Below are 14,543 nucleotides of genomic sequence, written 5' to 3'. Positions count from 1 at the left end.
AGAAAGTGATATAATAAACAGTGGAGCAACAGTCTTGCGTGAAGTGGGTCAGGGGAGGAATCCAGCAGCCCTAAGCGAGTTAGGCTGTGTGCTCTTTTTGTCTATATACAACAACCCCTTTGAAATCAAGGTTTCAAAGGGGTTGTTTGTGTTTATAATCCTAAAAAGGGGCAAAAAAGGGGCATTGGGCTGCAAAGTGCATAAAAACTTTACCTAATTATTCATTTAATCCATACTTTTCCGCCGTTCGGCTATCAAGGCTTCAAGTTCAGTCAGATCTTCAGCAGTCGCTTTGTTGCGAATAAAGCTTTTGGTAGTTGCTTTGTAGGAGTAATAAGCCTTTTTCTCTTTGTTTTTTTGCTCCCATTTTCTGGACGCTTTTTTTTGTGCTTCGCTTACTGGCATTTTGTCACCTCTTAAAATAGTAGCTCTTGCTTCTGTTATTTAAGCAGAGATTCTGTTAAAGTCGAATGTTGCAAAGAATCAGTGCTCAAAGCGCTAAGAACATTACTTCAAAAAACTGATGACAAGATTAATAAGTGACAGCACAACATTGATAGTCAGCAAAATATTAAGTCGTTTTTCGTCATTCATTATTTGTTTACCTCAAAATATGCTTTAATTCATTAACTGATAGGCTGCTGCCCCTGTTTAACAAGTCAAAGAAGCTTTTGATTAAGTATCATAAGTTGATCATTAATATGGCATTTCAGCTTACTGCTCATCGAAAGCTTTTTTCTTTTTATTTGCAGGCACGGCCTTCTCTATTATTATTTTACATAAAAACGAGATATAGTCAATAGTTTGCGCAGTTTTAAGCAGCGAAACCATATCAGCGCCCTTTTTCAAAGATTAAAAAGTAAAACTATCTTATTTAGAATTTTTTCCGCAAATATAGGCAAAAAATTGAACTGGTATACTTTATAATAGATTATTAACAAAAAAGTCATTATCATATTAAACTAAAAATGGTATACTGGTAAGAAAAAATGTTGGGTTAAGAGTGAAGGAGTCTTCATGAAGACAAAAGAAATTATAGGAGCTAACATCAGGGCCGAACGGGAAAGACAAGGGTTATCGCGAGAGCAGGTTTGCGGGCTAGAATCAGAACTGACTATCAGACAGCTGATGCGTATCGAGCTGGGGCAGTCTCTGCCGACGATTGTCAAACTGGAATATTTGGCAGATACATTAAACGTTGATATGGCCAGCCTTTTGGGAGAACAAAGTTTGGAGATTCCACAGGCCTATTTTGAACAAAAATATAAGCTGATAAAATTTCCCTCTTATGGAGACGCTGAGCGTTTAGCCCCAAAAAAGCAGCTGCCGGAAGAAGAACTCTTTACTTTAGATTTACTTGAAAAGTCTTTTGACCGTATGACCGTAGGGGAATCTGGATCAGCAGAACAGATTTATGAAGATTTCTTTAAACAGCTCTTATCAAAAGAAACCTATTCCTTAAATGATATTTTACTTGTTAAGTACTATTTTATACAGTGTCAGGATTCTGTTTTTGACAGAAAAACTTTCCAGCATCTTGTAGCCAGACTGTTAAAACAAGAAATAACTGGTGATGAATATTATAATGTTGAACTTTTAGGTGCCTTGTCTGCATTGGCCGGTGTCTATGTTGTATCAGCTGATTATTCTGATATGAAACCGACTCTTGATAAAATGGATGATGTGGTTAATCAAACCATGCAACATGTTTACAAACCAATCTTATTAATGCTTGAAGCCAAATACTATCTCTATCAGGGGCATAACTTTCAGAAAGCCAAGTCCTGCTACGATTTAGCGCTGACTTTAGCAGAAAATTTTGGCGACACGGTTTTGATAAATAATCTAAAAAAAGAAAGAGCAAACGATTTACAAGAAAAAGAAGAATAGTGACATGGATGTCCTGTTCTTCTTTTTTTCTTTGCTTTATAACAGGGACATAAAGTTTGAGAGGAGATGGAAAAGTGACCGCTTTTGAAATAATTATTTCAAAAGATTTCTGAAACTGGCTTAAACTTCTACTGTCGTCAAAGAGCCAGTATGGAGTTAGAAATCTAGTGAAAATAGTAGATAAGGAGGAGTTAATGGAGGTCAAAAAAACACTTCAAATAGATTCAATGACTGAGGTGCTGAAGAGGTTACAACTTTCTTTTGGTGCTATCAGTTTACTAGCGATCTTATCAGTTATTCTTATGGACAGCCGGCCGCTGATATCTTTGTTAGTAATAGTTTTTGTTATTCTGATAGCATTTATCAATATCATCTGGATTGAACAATTTACTAAAGAAGTTAAAAGGAAAACTGGGGTTTGAGACTTTATTTTTGTGAAAAGGGATAAATAGTTTATTTAAATCACTATTGTATCATGTGTACTCAGACTGGTTTTAGAGTAATGGGCTTATATACAGCCTCAATTAAAAGAAAGGAAAAAAGATGGAAACACAAAATATTGTTACTGATAAGCTCTTCTTTGAAGAGGTGGATGCAAATGAATTGAACGGTAATGCGCGTGATGTTATTACAGGATTTGGGCTTGGCTTAGGTGCTGTTGCAGCAGTAGCTACTATCGCTACTTAAATTCTATTTATAACAATATGTAAGTTATACTATGAATGGATGATGTTGAACTGATTATGAACGAGACTCCTAGTGAAAAGATGGGACTATTACAAGCAGCTCTTGGTAAGAGCTCATAGTTTTTAAGTTCCTGACAGGGGTATGGCTGACAAAATTAGAGAGTTTTGGCTTATCACCATTTCATAGTGGAATCAAAATGGACTTTATATCTTGATAAAGGAGAAAAATATGAACATGACCGTAAGTGAAACACAAAATTTGCTTTTTGAGGAAATTGAGACGAATGAACTTTATGGAGACGGCTATTTTATTGGAGGTGCGGCCGCAGGAGTGATTGCAGGTGCAGCTGCTTTAACTTAAATAATTATTAGTACTAGAAGTTCAGGTTAGGCAGCAGGAATCGAGAATAGCCCAAAATTTTTCAAGCGTATTTTTGATTTGCATTACCGATACAAGAAGAAAAGAGATTGGAAGTTTTCAGTCTCTTTTCTTATGTCCAAACATCAGTATCTTATTTTTGGCTTCTTTAAAAGCTGCATTCCAAAAAGCCAGAGCTGGCAAAAATTTGGAATATTTCCAAAATTTGTGTTAAAATGAATATAGAATTTTGGAAAGAGATAAGTCGATGAATCAGGCAATCAAAGAAGGTATTGGACGGCGGATAAGGCAGGCAAGGGAAGAAAGAGGGCTGACACGTGAAGAATTCTGCGGCACAGAGGAGGAATTAACGGTCCGTCAGCTGCAGCGAATTGAGCTGGGAAAATCGCAGCCCAGTCTTTTAAAACTGGACTATATTGCTGGTGTTTTAAATGTAGACTTAACAGCTTTGCTGGCAGGGGACGGTATGCTGCTTCCTGACAGCTATTTTCGGATGAAGTACCGGCTTTTTAAAATCCCCAGCTACAGCGACCCTCAGCGTTTGGACGAAAAGATAGAGCTGATTGAAACGATTTATGACCATTATTTTAGCTTGCTGCCGGAAGAAGAGCTTTTTACTCTGGATTTGCTGGATAATATTTTTGACTATTTGAGAAAGGGACAGAGACCGGCTGCAGAAGACAGTTTTGCGGAAGCTTTTAAAGAGCTTCTGCTTAAGCCCAGATATTCACTGAATGATTTGCTGCTGGCTAAGTTCTATCTGATTCAGCATCATAGCGGGGCTTATAATAAGGCCCTTGTTCAAAAGATGGAAACAAGGGCACTGAAGCAGGAAATTTCTGGAGATGACTACTATAATCTGGAGTTGATTAATTTTTTCTCAGATTTATCAGCTCTGTATACGTCCCATGCTGAATACCCAAAATTAGATGTACCAGTGAAGCGAATGCATGATTTGATTAGAGAAACACGGCAGGACAGCATGATTCCTTTAACGCTGATGTTTGAGGCCAAATATTATATCTATGTCAAACAATGCAGAAACAAGGCAGAAGAGCTGTACAATGCAGCTGTTTGGCTGGCAGAAAGTTTTGATGATGTCCTCTTAAAAACAAAGCTTATCCATGAGAGAAAGGAAGACCGTGTTTAAAAGGAACTAAGAATATGCTTCCTGTCAGTCTGCAACTCTGCCAGTTTCTGATTTTTGCTGCAGTTAAGATATTATATTTTAAACAGATTGACTCAGCATTTTTTGTAAAACCGGCAGGGAAGCAGTCAGAAGGATTTGCAGAATAATTTGAAGGGTCTTTTGTGAAATTTCACCCAAATCATTGAAAAAAGGGGCGCAAAGAGGTATGATAGTAAAGAGACTGAAACGCAAAAAGGAGGACTCAGATGACCCATATTACATTTGACTATTCAAAAGTGACGGATCGTTTTATGGCAGCCCATGAGCTGGATTATATGCAGGTGCAGGTTTCGGCTGCTGATGCTGCATTGCGGCAGGGGACGGGCCCCGGCGCGGAGATGACCGGCTGGCTGAATCTCCCGGAAAATTACGATAAAGAAGAGTTTGCCCGGATTCAAAAAGCGGCCGCAAAAATTCAATCTGACAGCCAGGTGCTGATTGTTATCGGTATCGGCGGCTCTTACTTAGGAGCGCGTGCGGCTATTGATTTTTTGAACAGCTCGTTTGTTAATTTACAAGCTGATCATAAGGCACCAAAAATTCTTTATGCCGGCAACTCGATCTCTGCCAACTATTTGGCTGATCTTGTAGATTATGTGGCAGATAAAGATTTTTCTGTCAATGTGATTTCAAAATCAGGAACAACCACAGAACCGGCTATTGCTTTTCGGGTTTTTAAAGAGCTTTTGGTTAAAAAATACGGACAGGAAGAAGCTAACAAACGGATTTATGCGACGACTGACCGGCAAAAAGGCGCGGTTAAAGTGGAGGCAGATGCCAATGGCTGGGAAACTTTTGTTGTACCGGATAATGTCGGCGGCCGTTTTACTGTACTGACAGCAGTGGGGCTGTTGCCTATTGCGGCTTCAGGTGCAGATATCAGTCAGCTGATGGCAGGAGCAGCAGCAGCTCGCAAAGATTATGCTTCTGATAAACTGGCTGACAATGCGGCTTACCAATATGCAGCTATCCGGAATATTCTTTACCGCAAAGGCTATATCACCGAAGTTTTAGCTAACTATGAACCGTCGCTCCAGTATTTCAGCGAATGGTGGAAACAGCTGGCAGGTGAATCTGAAGGAAAGGATCAAAAAGGAATTTATCCAACTTCAGCTAACTTCTCCACGGATTTACATTCACTTGGTCAATTTATTCAGGAAGGTTACCGCAATTTATTTGAAACCGTTATTCGTGTAGATAAGCCGCGCAAAAACATCACTATTCCGACAGAATCAGCTGACCTTGATGGCTTGGGCTATCTGCAAGGCAAAGATGTTGATTTTGTTAATAAAAAGGCAACAGATGGCGTGCTTCTTGCTCATACAGACGGCGGTGTCCCTAATCTCTTCCTGACCCTTCCTGAACAGGATGAATTCACGCTTGGCTACACCATTTATTTCTTTGAGCTGGCTATTGCGCTTTCCGGCTATCTCAACGGGGTTAATCCGTTTGATCAGCCAGGTGTTGAGGCTTATAAGAAAAATATGTTTGCTCTGTTGGGCAAACCGGGCTTTGAAGACTTAGCAGAAGACTTGAATTCACGCCTATAGTTCAACACTGTTATCATTAAAGAAACCGAACTTCAGCACTGAGGTTCGGTTTTTTTGGACTAAAATTAGTGCACATTTTTTCGCTCCAAAAGAAAAAAGGCCGTCTTAATTTTTTCTGTAAGCGCTTTATAATAAAGCTATAAAATAAACTAATGCAGAACAAAGGACTGTGCAAAAACAAACGGATTTTTCACGGCCTTTGTATCTTAGTAAAGGAGCTTTTTTATGGCGGATTGGTTAAATATTGCGGGAAAAACAGTTATCGTTACCGGAGCTTCATCAGGTATCGGCAGAGCGATTGTGGAAGAATTGCTGGCTTTGGAAGTCAATGTGGCTAATTTTGATATTGCAGACAATGAGCTTAAGCATGATAATCTTCTTTTTGTTAAGGTTGATGTGACATCGCGGGAAGAAGTTGAAGCAGGAGTAGCTGCTGTTGCTGAACGTTTTGGTACAGTTGATGCTGTAGTTAATAATGCCGGTATCAATATTCCCAGACTTCTGGTTGATCCTAAAGATCCTCACGGCCAATATGAACTGGACGATGCTGTTTTTGAAAAAATTACCATGATTAATCAAAAAGGACTGTATCTGGTCAGTCAGGCTGTCGGCAGAATCTTAGTTGACAAGCGAAAGGGAGTTATTATTAATATGGCTTCAGAAGCTGGTCTGGAAGGTTCGGAAGGTCAGAGTGCTTATGCTGCTACAAAGGCTGCCGTATACAGCTATACACGGTCTTGGGCAAAAGAACTGGGGAAATACGGTGTACGTGTTGTCGGAATTGCTCCGGGGATTATGGAAGCAACCGGATTGAGAACGCTTGCATATGAAGAGGCGCTCGGTTATACTAGAGGAAAAACAGTTGATGAGATTCGTGCAGGCTATGCATCAACCAGCACCACACCGCTTGGCCGCAGCGGTAAATTGAGTGAAGTTGCTGATCTGGTAGCCTACTACCTATCAGACCGTTCAAGCTATATTACGGGAATTACAACTAATGTGGCCGGCGGTAAAACGCGCGGCTAAGATCAGCTGTTAAATCGAACACGCCCTAAACGCTGCGGGAAAAAGCATGGTCAAATATAGAACTGATTTCAAGTTAGGCAGCCGTAAACGTCTGAAGGCTTTGTCGTCCTACGGCCGACCGCACCCTTCTAGTCGTTTTGGCAGGGGTGCGTCTACGAAATCAAAGATTTCTGGCTTACTGTCATTTTTGCTTTGCTCTTTTAACGGGCTTTGTATCTTGGTTTATTGAACACACCCTAAGGGCTTTGTATCTTGGTTAAGGAGGTAGATGTGGCATTAGTTAATCGTTGGTATCAGATTTTAAACGCATTGGCTGCGCAGCCCCAGCTTTCGATTGACGATATGCTTGATTTATTAGACATCAGTTATAAAACTTTGCAGACGAGTATTAGACAGTTAAATGATGTTTTAGACGGGGATGTGCAAATCAGACAGACAGGCAGTCAGCTTTATATTGATGTCCTGGACTATACACGATTAGAAGAAATCTTATCAGGAAGTTTGCGCAAGGAAAGTGATTTTAATTCATCAGGGAAACGGGTCTCTTATATTATTAAAAGACTGCTGCAGAGTTCTGAACCGCTTTTGATCGATGATTTAGCAGAGGAAATTGCGGTCAGTCGCACGACTATTAACAAAGATCTCAGACAAGTTAAGGATTTGGCTGCTGATTATCATATTTCAGTTAAAGGAAGGCCGAATCGAGGGATTGAGATTGAAGGGGATGAGCTGGATTTGCGTCTCTTTTACTGTCATAATGTCTATGCTTATTTTGATACTGCCATTTTAAAGCAGGATACACAGATTTTTCTGCAGGAGCTTTATCAGCAGTATCAGCTGCCTAAAAGGATACAGGATTTACTGGCTAAAGTCATAGCTGTTACTGTTGGCAGAGTTAAGCATAAGAAGCACTTGAATCAAGCAATTCCTTATTACAGCAATGGCTTAAAAGATGCTGAAATTATTGAAAAATTAGTTTATCACATCGAATTGGCTTATCAGATTTCTCTCAGCCAGTTTGAAGAGGATTTTCTGGCTTTTCCGCTCAATATACAGTTTATTTCCGGGCTGCCTTACCAGAACGCCGATGATCCGGCTTTGCAGACTTTTTTTCAAACCGTAATCAGGCGGGTTCAAACGGCCTTAAATGTAGACTTTAATGTCGAAAAACTATACCAAGAGATATGTAGTCATTTAACATTTTTAATTAACCGTTTGATTTTTCATGTGCAAATCACTGATATTTTCCATGGCGAGGTTAAAAGTAAATATCCTTTGGCCTTTGAAATGGCAAAGATTGCTGCGGGTGAACTTCAAAATTACTTTGGCTATCCCATCTCAGCAGCTGAAATAGGTTATTTGGCTCTTTACTTTGAAATGGCCTTGCGGGAGCAAGAGACTGCTCAGTCAAGAATACCTAAGCAAATAGCCGTTGTCTGTACGACCGGAAGAGGGACTGCAGCCATGATTCATCGCCAGCTGAGCCGAGTATTGGGTAGTGATATTGAGATTGTACATTATTCGGAAGAGAGTTTTAATCCGCAATCAGATGATGCCTATTTTGCTATTTTTACAACAGTTCCGCTCAAATTTCCGCAGCTTCGTTCACCGGTTATTCACATTACTAATCTTTTTGATGACCAGTGGCTGCAGACAGAATGGCAAAGGGTTAATGCTTTGCAGCAAAAGAATCTTGAAACGGTTATGCTGAAATATATCCGCTTGCCTAAAGGGCGGCCCTATCAGGATTATCTGAAAGAGATGGCTGCTTTGCTGTCCGAACAGGATCTGGTTGATCAGGATTTTAGCAGTCGGCTGCTGCAAAGGGAAAGCAAGCAGCCAACAGTATTTGGCGGCGGCATTGCTTTTCCGCACACTATCAACCGTCTTAAACAGAAGACAATTATGATGTTGGGAGTTGTAGATGGCCAGAAGCCGCACGATAAAGAAGCTGAATTTATTTTCATGGTTGCTATCCCTGATACTGTGGAAAAGGAAACAGAAGCAGAGCTGCTGACTTTATATGACGATATTTTCAGAGCAGCCAATGACAATGAGTTGAAAGAGGCCTTGCGTCAAATACGGACAGAAGATGATCTGCTGATTTTATCGAAAAATAAAGGAGTGTTTTAATGAATCCAATCATTACCTTAGGATTATTGATTACGACAGCCTATATTATCCAAATTTTTCTTGGTTTGAGACAGATTAAGCATTTTAATCAGGTTTATACAGCTATGCGGCGCCAAGGGCGCGTGGCTATCGGACGCCGGGCCGGTAAAATAAGATCAGGCACTATTGTCCTCTTTGCTATTGATAAAACAGGCAAGGTACTGGATGCTAAAAGGATGCAGGGGGTGACAATCGCTGCACACTTCAAACCAATGCCGGCTTATATTGGCCAGGATATCCACTATTTTGACCGTTACAACCCGCTTGTCCGGCAGGAAAATAAACTGCTGCAGACAGCTATTGAAGATGCACGGGAAATCTTTTTGAGGACAGAAGCTGGTAATTATGAAGAAACACCTCAGCCGGCACCGCTGTCCAATTTAGCGGATCAGGTTAAATTACTGCCGGCGCAGCTAAAATTACATTTAAAAAATAAAAAAAGATCGGGCTAAAAGCCTGAAATAAGGAGGATATAATGCATTATATTACAGATTTTGCTGAAGGCTTTATGAATCTCTTCACGCTGGGCGGAGAGAACTTTATCGGCTGGATGACCAGTATTGTACCGGTTGTTCTTATGCTACTTGTTGCCATGAATGCGATTATCGCTTTAATCGGTGAAGAAAGGATGAATAAGCTGGGAGAACTATCAGCTAAGAATCCACTGACTCGATATATGATTTTGCCCTTTATAGCTGCTTTTATGCTGGGGAACCCGATGGCTATGAGTATGGGACGTTTCCTGCCTGAATATTATAAACCCAGCTTTATTGCAGCTCAAATGCAGTTCTGCCACACTTCAAATGGTGTTTTCCCCCATATTAATCCAGGGGAACTGTTTGTTTGGATGGGTATTGCCTCAGGTATTAAAACCTTAGGTCTGAATGAAATGGAATTAGCGATTCGTTATCTTTTGGTTGGTTTGATTATGAATTTTGTCGGCGGCTGGGTGACAGACTTTACGACCGCCTTTGTAGCCAAACAGCAGGGTGTGACTCTGAGTAAAACGGTTGAACTATAAAAGACAGTACTAAAGAAAGGAAAGAGAGCAAATATATGGCTTATAAAAGTATAAAAGTTGTTAAAGGTAACGGCGGCTTTGGCGGTCCCTTAACCATTACACCGACAGAAGAAAAACACAAATTTATCTATGTGACTGGCGGGGGTGAAAAGCCAGATATTGTGGACAAAATTGTTGAATTGACCGGCATGGAAGCTGTAAATGGATTTAAGACTTCCATTCCCGATGAAGAAATTGCCTTAGCGATTATTGACTGCGGCGGAACTTTGCGCTGCGGTATCTATCCAAAGAAAAATATTCCTACTATCAATATTGTGCCGACTGGTAAAAGCGGACCGCTGGCACAGTACATTACAGAAGATATCTATGTATCGGCAGTCGGTCTTGAACAGATTTCCTTGGCTGATGCTGATGTCAAAGCCTTTGCACAATCATCTCAAGCAGGGGAAGCAAAAGAAGCAGGTCAGGCGCAAGCAGGGTCTGGCTATGATACAAGTAAAAAAATTACCGAACAGCGAGCTGAATCGAGTTTTATCGCCCGCATTGGTATGGGAGCCGGCAAGGTTGTTGCGACCTTTAATCAGGCGGCGCGTGAAGCGATTCAGACCATGCTTAATACCATTTTGCCTTTCATGGCCTTTGTATCACTGATTATCGGTGTTATTAACGGATCAGGTGTCGGCGATTGGATCGCTAATCTCCTTGCTCCGCTTGCTGGCAATATTTGGGGTCTGATTTTGGTCGGTTTTGTCTGTTCCCTGCCGTTTTTATCACCTCTCTTAGGCCCGGGCGCTGTTATTTCACAAATCGTCGGAACCCTGATTGGTGTAGAAATCGGCAAAGGCAATATTCCGCCGCAAATGGCTTTGCCTGCCCTGTTTGCTATTAATACGCAAAATGGCTGTGATTTTATCCCTGTTGGACTTGGTCTGACTGAAGCAAAATCAGAAACAGTTGAAGTTGGTGTGCCGTCCGTATTGTATTCTCGCTTTTTAAATGGTGTACCTCGTGTTATTGTGGCTTGGATTGCCAGCATTGGCCTTTACCAATAAAATGGCTTAACTGATGAGAAAGGATGAAAGAGATGACAAAAATTTTTGAAGCAACTGTACTTGCAGTCGGTCCGGAGGCTGCAGGGATGATTACCGATGCTAACATGCTGATTCTTTTCGGGGAGGAAGCACCTGATGATTTAGCAGAATACTGCTATAAAATTGATAATAAAAATTTAAGCGGCTCTATCTCCGTTGGCGGCCGTCTGCTTGTTGACGGTGTTAACTGCGAGATTACAGCTGTTGGCAGTGTTGTTGAGAAAAATTTACGCGGTCTTGGCCATATTACTGTTTCCTTGGACGGATCGCCTCAAGAAAGTCTCCCCGGGACCCTGCATGTTGCACCTCAGGCAGAACTAGAACTCAAGGAAGGCACTGTCATTCAGCTGTTTGCATAAATAAAACAGAACTCAAGTCTGAGCAAAAAGTACACTCAGTTCAGTTCCGGCTATTAATTTAGCAGCCGTAGCCGTCTGAAGGACGATTTTAAAAATAAGCCTTAATGTTTGTTATAGTGTTATGTGCAAGACCCTAGTCGTCTAGTGGCACTTTATTCGCTTTTTTAAAGCTTTAAATGGCCTACTAGGCTTTGTGGGGGGTGGGACAAGGAACTTTGTGGTCTGGGGTTCTGTCCAACTCTCTAGTCGTCTTGGCAGGGGTGCGTCTGCGAAATCAAAGATTTCGGACTTACCACCATTTTCATACAGATTTTTAAACCGGCTTTGTATCTTGTTAATTGAACACGCCCTAAACGCTGCGGGAAAAAGATGTCCTGACTTAGAATCTGGCGATTCGTCAGTCAGTCCCCTATTTTCCTTTTACGTTTTAAACGGGCTTTGTATCTTGTTGGAACTGGATGCGGCCTAAACGCTGCAGGAAAAGAGACGCAATCGCAGGAAGCGTAAGCTGACCTACGAATGTGGCTGCTCTGTGAGTATGGTCTGTCTCAGAGTCTTTGGTGACTCAGCAGTCAGTCCCTTATTTCCTTTTGCGTTTTATACGCCCTTTGTATCTTTAGGAGGAACGGAATGAAATTAATGCTGGATACGGCCAATTTGGAGGCTATCCGCTTGTATCAGGATTTTTTGCCTCTATCAGGAGTAACAACGAACCCTTCTATTATAAAAAAAGAGGGACGGATAGATTTCTTTGCTCATTTGCGTCAGATTCGCCAGATTATTGGCAGAGATCAGTCTTTGCATGTTCAAGTTATCGCTTTAACAGCTCAAGAGATGCTGGCAGAAGCAGACGCTGTTTTAGATAAGGTTGACAGAGATGTTTACATTAAAGTGCCTGTAACTGCCGAAGGTCTAAAAGTGATTAAACTGCTGCGTAAATCTGGTGTTCATACTACGGCTACGGCCGTTTATTCTAAAATGCAGGCTCATCTGGCTATTGCAGCAGGTGCGGATTATGTAGCGCCTTATTATAACCGCATGGAAAACCTAAATAGTGATGCAGCCGCAACGATTGCTGCAATAGCAGATGAGATTAAGCGGACAGCGTCTTCAGCACAGATTTTAGGAGCCAGTTACAAAAATATCGAACAAATCAATCGAACTTTGGAAGCTGGAGGGCAGGCTGTTACCGTAGCTCCGGAGCTCCTCGAACAGGCCTTGGCTCTTCCTTCAGTCGATCAGGCTGTACAGGCTTTTAGAAATGATTGGTTCGCTGTTTTTGGTGAGGAAAAAACAATTGCAGATTTATAAAGCTTTACTGCTTAGAGTACCGGTGCTTCGGTACATTAGATAAGCTTAAATCAAGAATAAGAATAGAGCCGGCCGACTGTGGACCGGCTTTATTAGTCTGTTCATGTGAAGTTGTATATTTTCTGTTATACTAATAGCTATGAAGAGGATAATAACACTAGTCAGCGTCTTCGGTCTGATTGGCCTGGGCTATATAGGCCTTCGGTTTTATCAAACACCTGCTGGGACCTCAAGACCTCCTGTACAGCCTGATGTGGAATCAGCCAAAACAAAGACTATTGCTGCTTATCTTGCAGAGATGTCCGTTGAGGAGAAAGTCGGTCAGCTTTTCTTTGCCAGAGTACCAGAAGAGTCAGCTCTCGATGATATCAGGACTTACCATTTGGGAGCCTACCTCTTGTTTAGCCGCGATTTTGAAGGACGCCGCTTAAATGATATTCGAGCGTTGACAGCTTCCTATCAGGAAGTTTCGGCTATCCCTATGATTATCGCTTCAGATGAAGAGGGCGGGCTTGTGACACGGATTAGCCCCATTTTGTCTAAAGATTTCGAATCGCCTATGGTTCTTTATCAGACAGGCGGGCTGCCTGCTGTTGTTGATGATGCAGCTGCTAAAGCCCAGCTTTTAAAATCAGTCGGTATAACGGCTGGCTTGTTTCCTGTTGCTGATGTTGCAACTGAAAAAAAGGCTTTTATCTATGAACGAACTTTGGGGCAGGATGCACAAACGACTGCCAACTATGTTGCAGGAGTTGTGGAAACTCTAAAAAAGGAACAGTTTGCTTCAACACTGAAACATTTTCCCGGTTATGGCAATAATGCTGATACACATACTGATCTTGTTTATGACCAGCGCAGCCTTGAAGAGCTTGAATCAGCTGATTTTTTACCATTTGCTGCTGGGATTAAGCAGGGAGCAGACAGTATTCTGCTGAGCCATCACATAGTCACATCTATTGATGATGTTCCGGCTTCTCTATCTGAAAAGATGTATACTATTCTAAGAAAAGACCTGAATTTTGACGGCGTAACCATTACAGATGATATGGATATGGCTGCTTTAAATAAATTCACCAGTCAGGAAGAAGCCGCTTATCAAGTTGTCCAAGCCGGCGGAGATATGATTATGAGTTCCAAATATCCCAGTCAAATCACCTATCTTCTTGAAAAAGTTAAAGCGGGAGATCTAAGCGAAGACCGCCTTGATGAATCTGTCAGCCGCATTTTAGCGTGGAAGTACGATTTGGGCCTGCTTAAGAAGCGAGGGAAGTAGCTTTGCTTATTCAGCGGATTTAAACACCTTATTTTTAGTATCTAGGCTATTATAGATTTACCTTTCAAAGTCTGATATAATAAAGGTATTGTTTAGCAAGGTTTGTTTAAACTGTAAAATGGCTGAGGATGGACGAGAGCGCAGCCTCCCTTTGTACCCTTGGTTGCTGTTTTTTTCAGACAGCCTTTATATCTTATTTGAACTGAACACGGGCTAAGCTCTTTGCAAAAAAGAGACGCAGTCGTAGGAAGCGTATGCTGACGTACGAATGTGGCTACTCTGTGAGTGCAGCCTTCCCTAGAGTCTTTAGTGACTCGGCGGTCAGGCTCCTATTTTTGCTGTGAGCTTTAAACGCCCTTTGTATCTTGGTGAAACTGAATACGCCCTAAAATCCTAGTGAAAAAGATGGTATAACCATGCTTTGTAATAGCAATTGATTAGAAAAGCCGTAGCCGTCTGAAAGCTTTGCCGTCCTAGTGGCCGACAGCAGCTTTCTAGTTGTCTTGGCAGAGGTGCGTCTGCGAAATCATAGATTTCGGACTTACCGTCATTTTCATACGGATTTTTAAACGGGCTTTGTATCTTATTTGAGGAGG

Annotated in this window: 15 protein-coding genes and 1 other RNA gene; 15 read left to right on the top strand and 1 reads right to left on the bottom strand. The window is 41.4% G+C overall.

Features of this window, described 5'->3' with window-relative positions; genetic code table 11:
* The first annotated feature begins 12 nt into the window (after positions 1-12).
* Positions 13-109: signal recognition particle sRNA small type (gene ffs, locus A0O21_RS08860), an RNA gene on the top strand.
* A gap of 116 nt (positions 110-225) precedes the next feature.
* Here ffs and A0O21_RS08855 read toward each other — a convergent pair.
* On the bottom strand, positions 226-405 hold the full coding sequence (locus A0O21_RS08855; protein WP_067064387.1) for a hypothetical protein: 180 nt from the start codon (positions 403-405) through the stop codon (positions 226-228).
* 612 nt (positions 406-1,017) lie between these two features.
* On the opposite strand from A0O21_RS08855, the gene A0O21_RS08850 reads away from it, so the two are divergent.
* The 14 genes from A0O21_RS08850 (at position 1,018) to A0O21_RS08795 (ending at position 13,947) form a co-directional block, all read left to right on the top strand.
* Positions 1,018-1,890, top strand: a complete 873-nt coding sequence (locus A0O21_RS08850) for a helix-turn-helix domain-containing protein (protein WP_067064385.1) — start codon at positions 1,018-1,020, stop codon at positions 1,888-1,890.
* Positions 1,891-2,084: 194 nt separating this feature from the next.
* Positions 2,085-2,312, top strand: a complete 228-nt coding sequence (locus A0O21_RS08845) for a hypothetical protein (protein ID WP_067064383.1) — start codon at positions 2,085-2,087, stop codon at positions 2,310-2,312.
* A 121-nt stretch (positions 2,313-2,433) separates the two neighbouring features.
* Positions 2,434-2,577, top strand: a complete 144-nt coding sequence (locus A0O21_RS10940) for a hypothetical protein (protein ID WP_173644637.1) — start codon at positions 2,434-2,436, stop codon at positions 2,575-2,577.
* Positions 2,578-2,805: 228 nt separating this feature from the next.
* Positions 2,806-2,937 (top strand): hypothetical protein, encoded by a 132-nt coding sequence (locus tag A0O21_RS11100; RefSeq protein WP_257722077.1) that lies wholly within the window; start codon positions 2,806-2,808, stop codon positions 2,935-2,937.
* 265 nt (positions 2,938-3,202) lie between these two features.
* Positions 3,203-4,105 carry a helix-turn-helix domain-containing protein gene (locus tag A0O21_RS08840; RefSeq protein ID WP_067064381.1) on the top strand — a complete coding sequence of 301 codons (903 nt, stop codon included), beginning with the start codon at positions 3,203-3,205 and terminating at the stop codon, positions 4,103-4,105.
* A gap of 245 nt (positions 4,106-4,350) precedes the next feature.
* A complete protein-coding gene (locus tag A0O21_RS08835) occupies positions 4,351-5,694 on the top strand; it encodes a glucose-6-phosphate isomerase (RefSeq protein ID WP_067064378.1) in 1,344 nt (447 codons plus the stop codon).
* Positions 5,695-5,919: 225 nt separating this feature from the next.
* Entirely contained in the window at positions 5,920-6,720 is an 801-nt protein-coding gene (locus A0O21_RS08830; RefSeq protein ID WP_067064376.1) for an SDR family oxidoreductase, read from the top strand.
* 270 nt (positions 6,721-6,990) lie between these two features.
* Positions 6,991-8,853: a BglG family transcription antiterminator gene (locus A0O21_RS08825; protein WP_067064374.1), complete on the top strand. Its 1,863-nt coding sequence runs from the start codon at positions 6,991-6,993 to the stop codon at positions 8,851-8,853.
* A complete protein-coding gene (locus A0O21_RS08820) occupies positions 8,853-9,344 on the top strand; it encodes a transcriptional regulator GutM (protein ID WP_067064373.1) in 492 nt (163 codons plus the stop codon). The genes A0O21_RS08825 and A0O21_RS08820 overlap by 1 nt, the downstream gene beginning before the upstream one ends.
* A gap of 23 nt (positions 9,345-9,367) precedes the next feature.
* The gene (gene srlA / locus A0O21_RS08815) at positions 9,368-9,913 is read left to right on the top strand and encodes a PTS glucitol/sorbitol transporter subunit IIC (protein WP_067064371.1); all 546 of its coding nucleotides are present in this window, start codon (positions 9,368-9,370) and stop codon (positions 9,911-9,913) included.
* Positions 9,914-9,948: 35 nt separating this feature from the next.
* A complete protein-coding gene (gene srlE / locus A0O21_RS08810) occupies positions 9,949-10,965 on the top strand; it encodes a PTS glucitol/sorbitol transporter subunit IIB (RefSeq protein WP_067064369.1) in 1,017 nt (338 codons plus the stop codon).
* 32 nt (positions 10,966-10,997) lie between these two features.
* Positions 10,998-11,363 carry a PTS glucitol/sorbitol transporter subunit IIA gene (locus A0O21_RS08805; protein ID WP_067065264.1) on the top strand — a complete coding sequence of 122 codons (366 nt, stop codon included), beginning with the start codon at positions 10,998-11,000 and terminating at the stop codon, positions 11,361-11,363.
* A gap of 630 nt (positions 11,364-11,993) precedes the next feature.
* Positions 11,994-12,674 carry a fructose-6-phosphate aldolase gene (locus A0O21_RS08800; protein WP_067064367.1) on the top strand — a complete coding sequence of 227 codons (681 nt, stop codon included), beginning with the start codon at positions 11,994-11,996 and terminating at the stop codon, positions 12,672-12,674.
* Positions 12,675-12,813: 139 nt separating this feature from the next.
* Positions 12,814-13,947 carry a glycoside hydrolase family 3 N-terminal domain-containing protein gene (locus A0O21_RS08795; RefSeq protein WP_082854443.1) on the top strand — a complete coding sequence of 378 codons (1,134 nt, stop codon included), beginning with the start codon at positions 12,814-12,816 and terminating at the stop codon, positions 13,945-13,947.
* Positions 13,948-14,543: the final 596 nt, after the last annotated feature.

Origin of the sequence: Streptococcus pantholopis (assembly GCF_001642085.1) — a bacterium.
Classification (GTDB): Bacteria; Bacillota; Bacilli; order Lactobacillales; family Streptococcaceae; genus Streptococcus; species Streptococcus pantholopis.
This window is presented reverse-complemented; position numbering and strand designations above follow the sequence as displayed.

What these genes read in the sequence shown, in the direction of transcription:
- srlA (WP_067064371.1), top strand. Translation starts at nt 9,368, where the DNA reads ATGCATTATATTACAGATTTTGCTGAAGGCTTTATGAATCTCTTCACG.
- A0O21_RS11100 (WP_257722077.1), top strand. Translation starts at nt 2,806, where the DNA reads ATGAACATGACCGTAAGTGAAACACAAAATTTGCTTTTTGAGGAAATT.
- A0O21_RS08830 (WP_067064376.1), top strand. Translation starts at nt 5,920, where the DNA reads ATGGCGGATTGGTTAAATATTGCGGGAAAAACAGTTATCGTTACCGGA.
- A0O21_RS08840 (WP_067064381.1), top strand. Translation starts at nt 3,203, where the DNA reads ATGAATCAGGCAATCAAAGAAGGTATTGGACGGCGGATAAGGCAGGCA.
- A0O21_RS08800 (WP_067064367.1), top strand. Translation starts at nt 11,994, where the DNA reads ATGAAATTAATGCTGGATACGGCCAATTTGGAGGCTATCCGCTTGTAT.
- A0O21_RS08850 (WP_067064385.1), top strand. Translation starts at nt 1,018, where the DNA reads ATGAAGACAAAAGAAATTATAGGAGCTAACATCAGGGCCGAACGGGAA.
- A0O21_RS08820 (WP_067064373.1), top strand. Translation starts at nt 8,853, where the DNA reads ATGAATCCAATCATTACCTTAGGATTATTGATTACGACAGCCTATATT.
- A0O21_RS08805 (WP_067065264.1), top strand. Translation starts at nt 10,998, where the DNA reads ATGACAAAAATTTTTGAAGCAACTGTACTTGCAGTCGGTCCGGAGGCT.
- A0O21_RS08835 (WP_067064378.1), top strand. Translation starts at nt 4,351, where the DNA reads ATGACCCATATTACATTTGACTATTCAAAAGTGACGGATCGTTTTATG.
- A0O21_RS08845 (WP_067064383.1), top strand. Translation starts at nt 2,085, where the DNA reads ATGGAGGTCAAAAAAACACTTCAAATAGATTCAATGACTGAGGTGCTG.
- A0O21_RS08795 (WP_082854443.1), top strand. Translation starts at nt 12,814, where the DNA reads ATGAAGAGGATAATAACACTAGTCAGCGTCTTCGGTCTGATTGGCCTG.
- A0O21_RS10940 (WP_173644637.1), top strand. Translation starts at nt 2,434, where the DNA reads ATGGAAACACAAAATATTGTTACTGATAAGCTCTTCTTTGAAGAGGTG.
- A0O21_RS08855 (WP_067064387.1), bottom strand. Translation starts at nt 405, where the DNA reads ATGCCAGTAAGCGAAGCACAAAAAAAAGCGTCCAGAAAATGGGAGCAA.
- srlE (WP_067064369.1), top strand. Translation starts at nt 9,949, where the DNA reads ATGGCTTATAAAAGTATAAAAGTTGTTAAAGGTAACGGCGGCTTTGGC.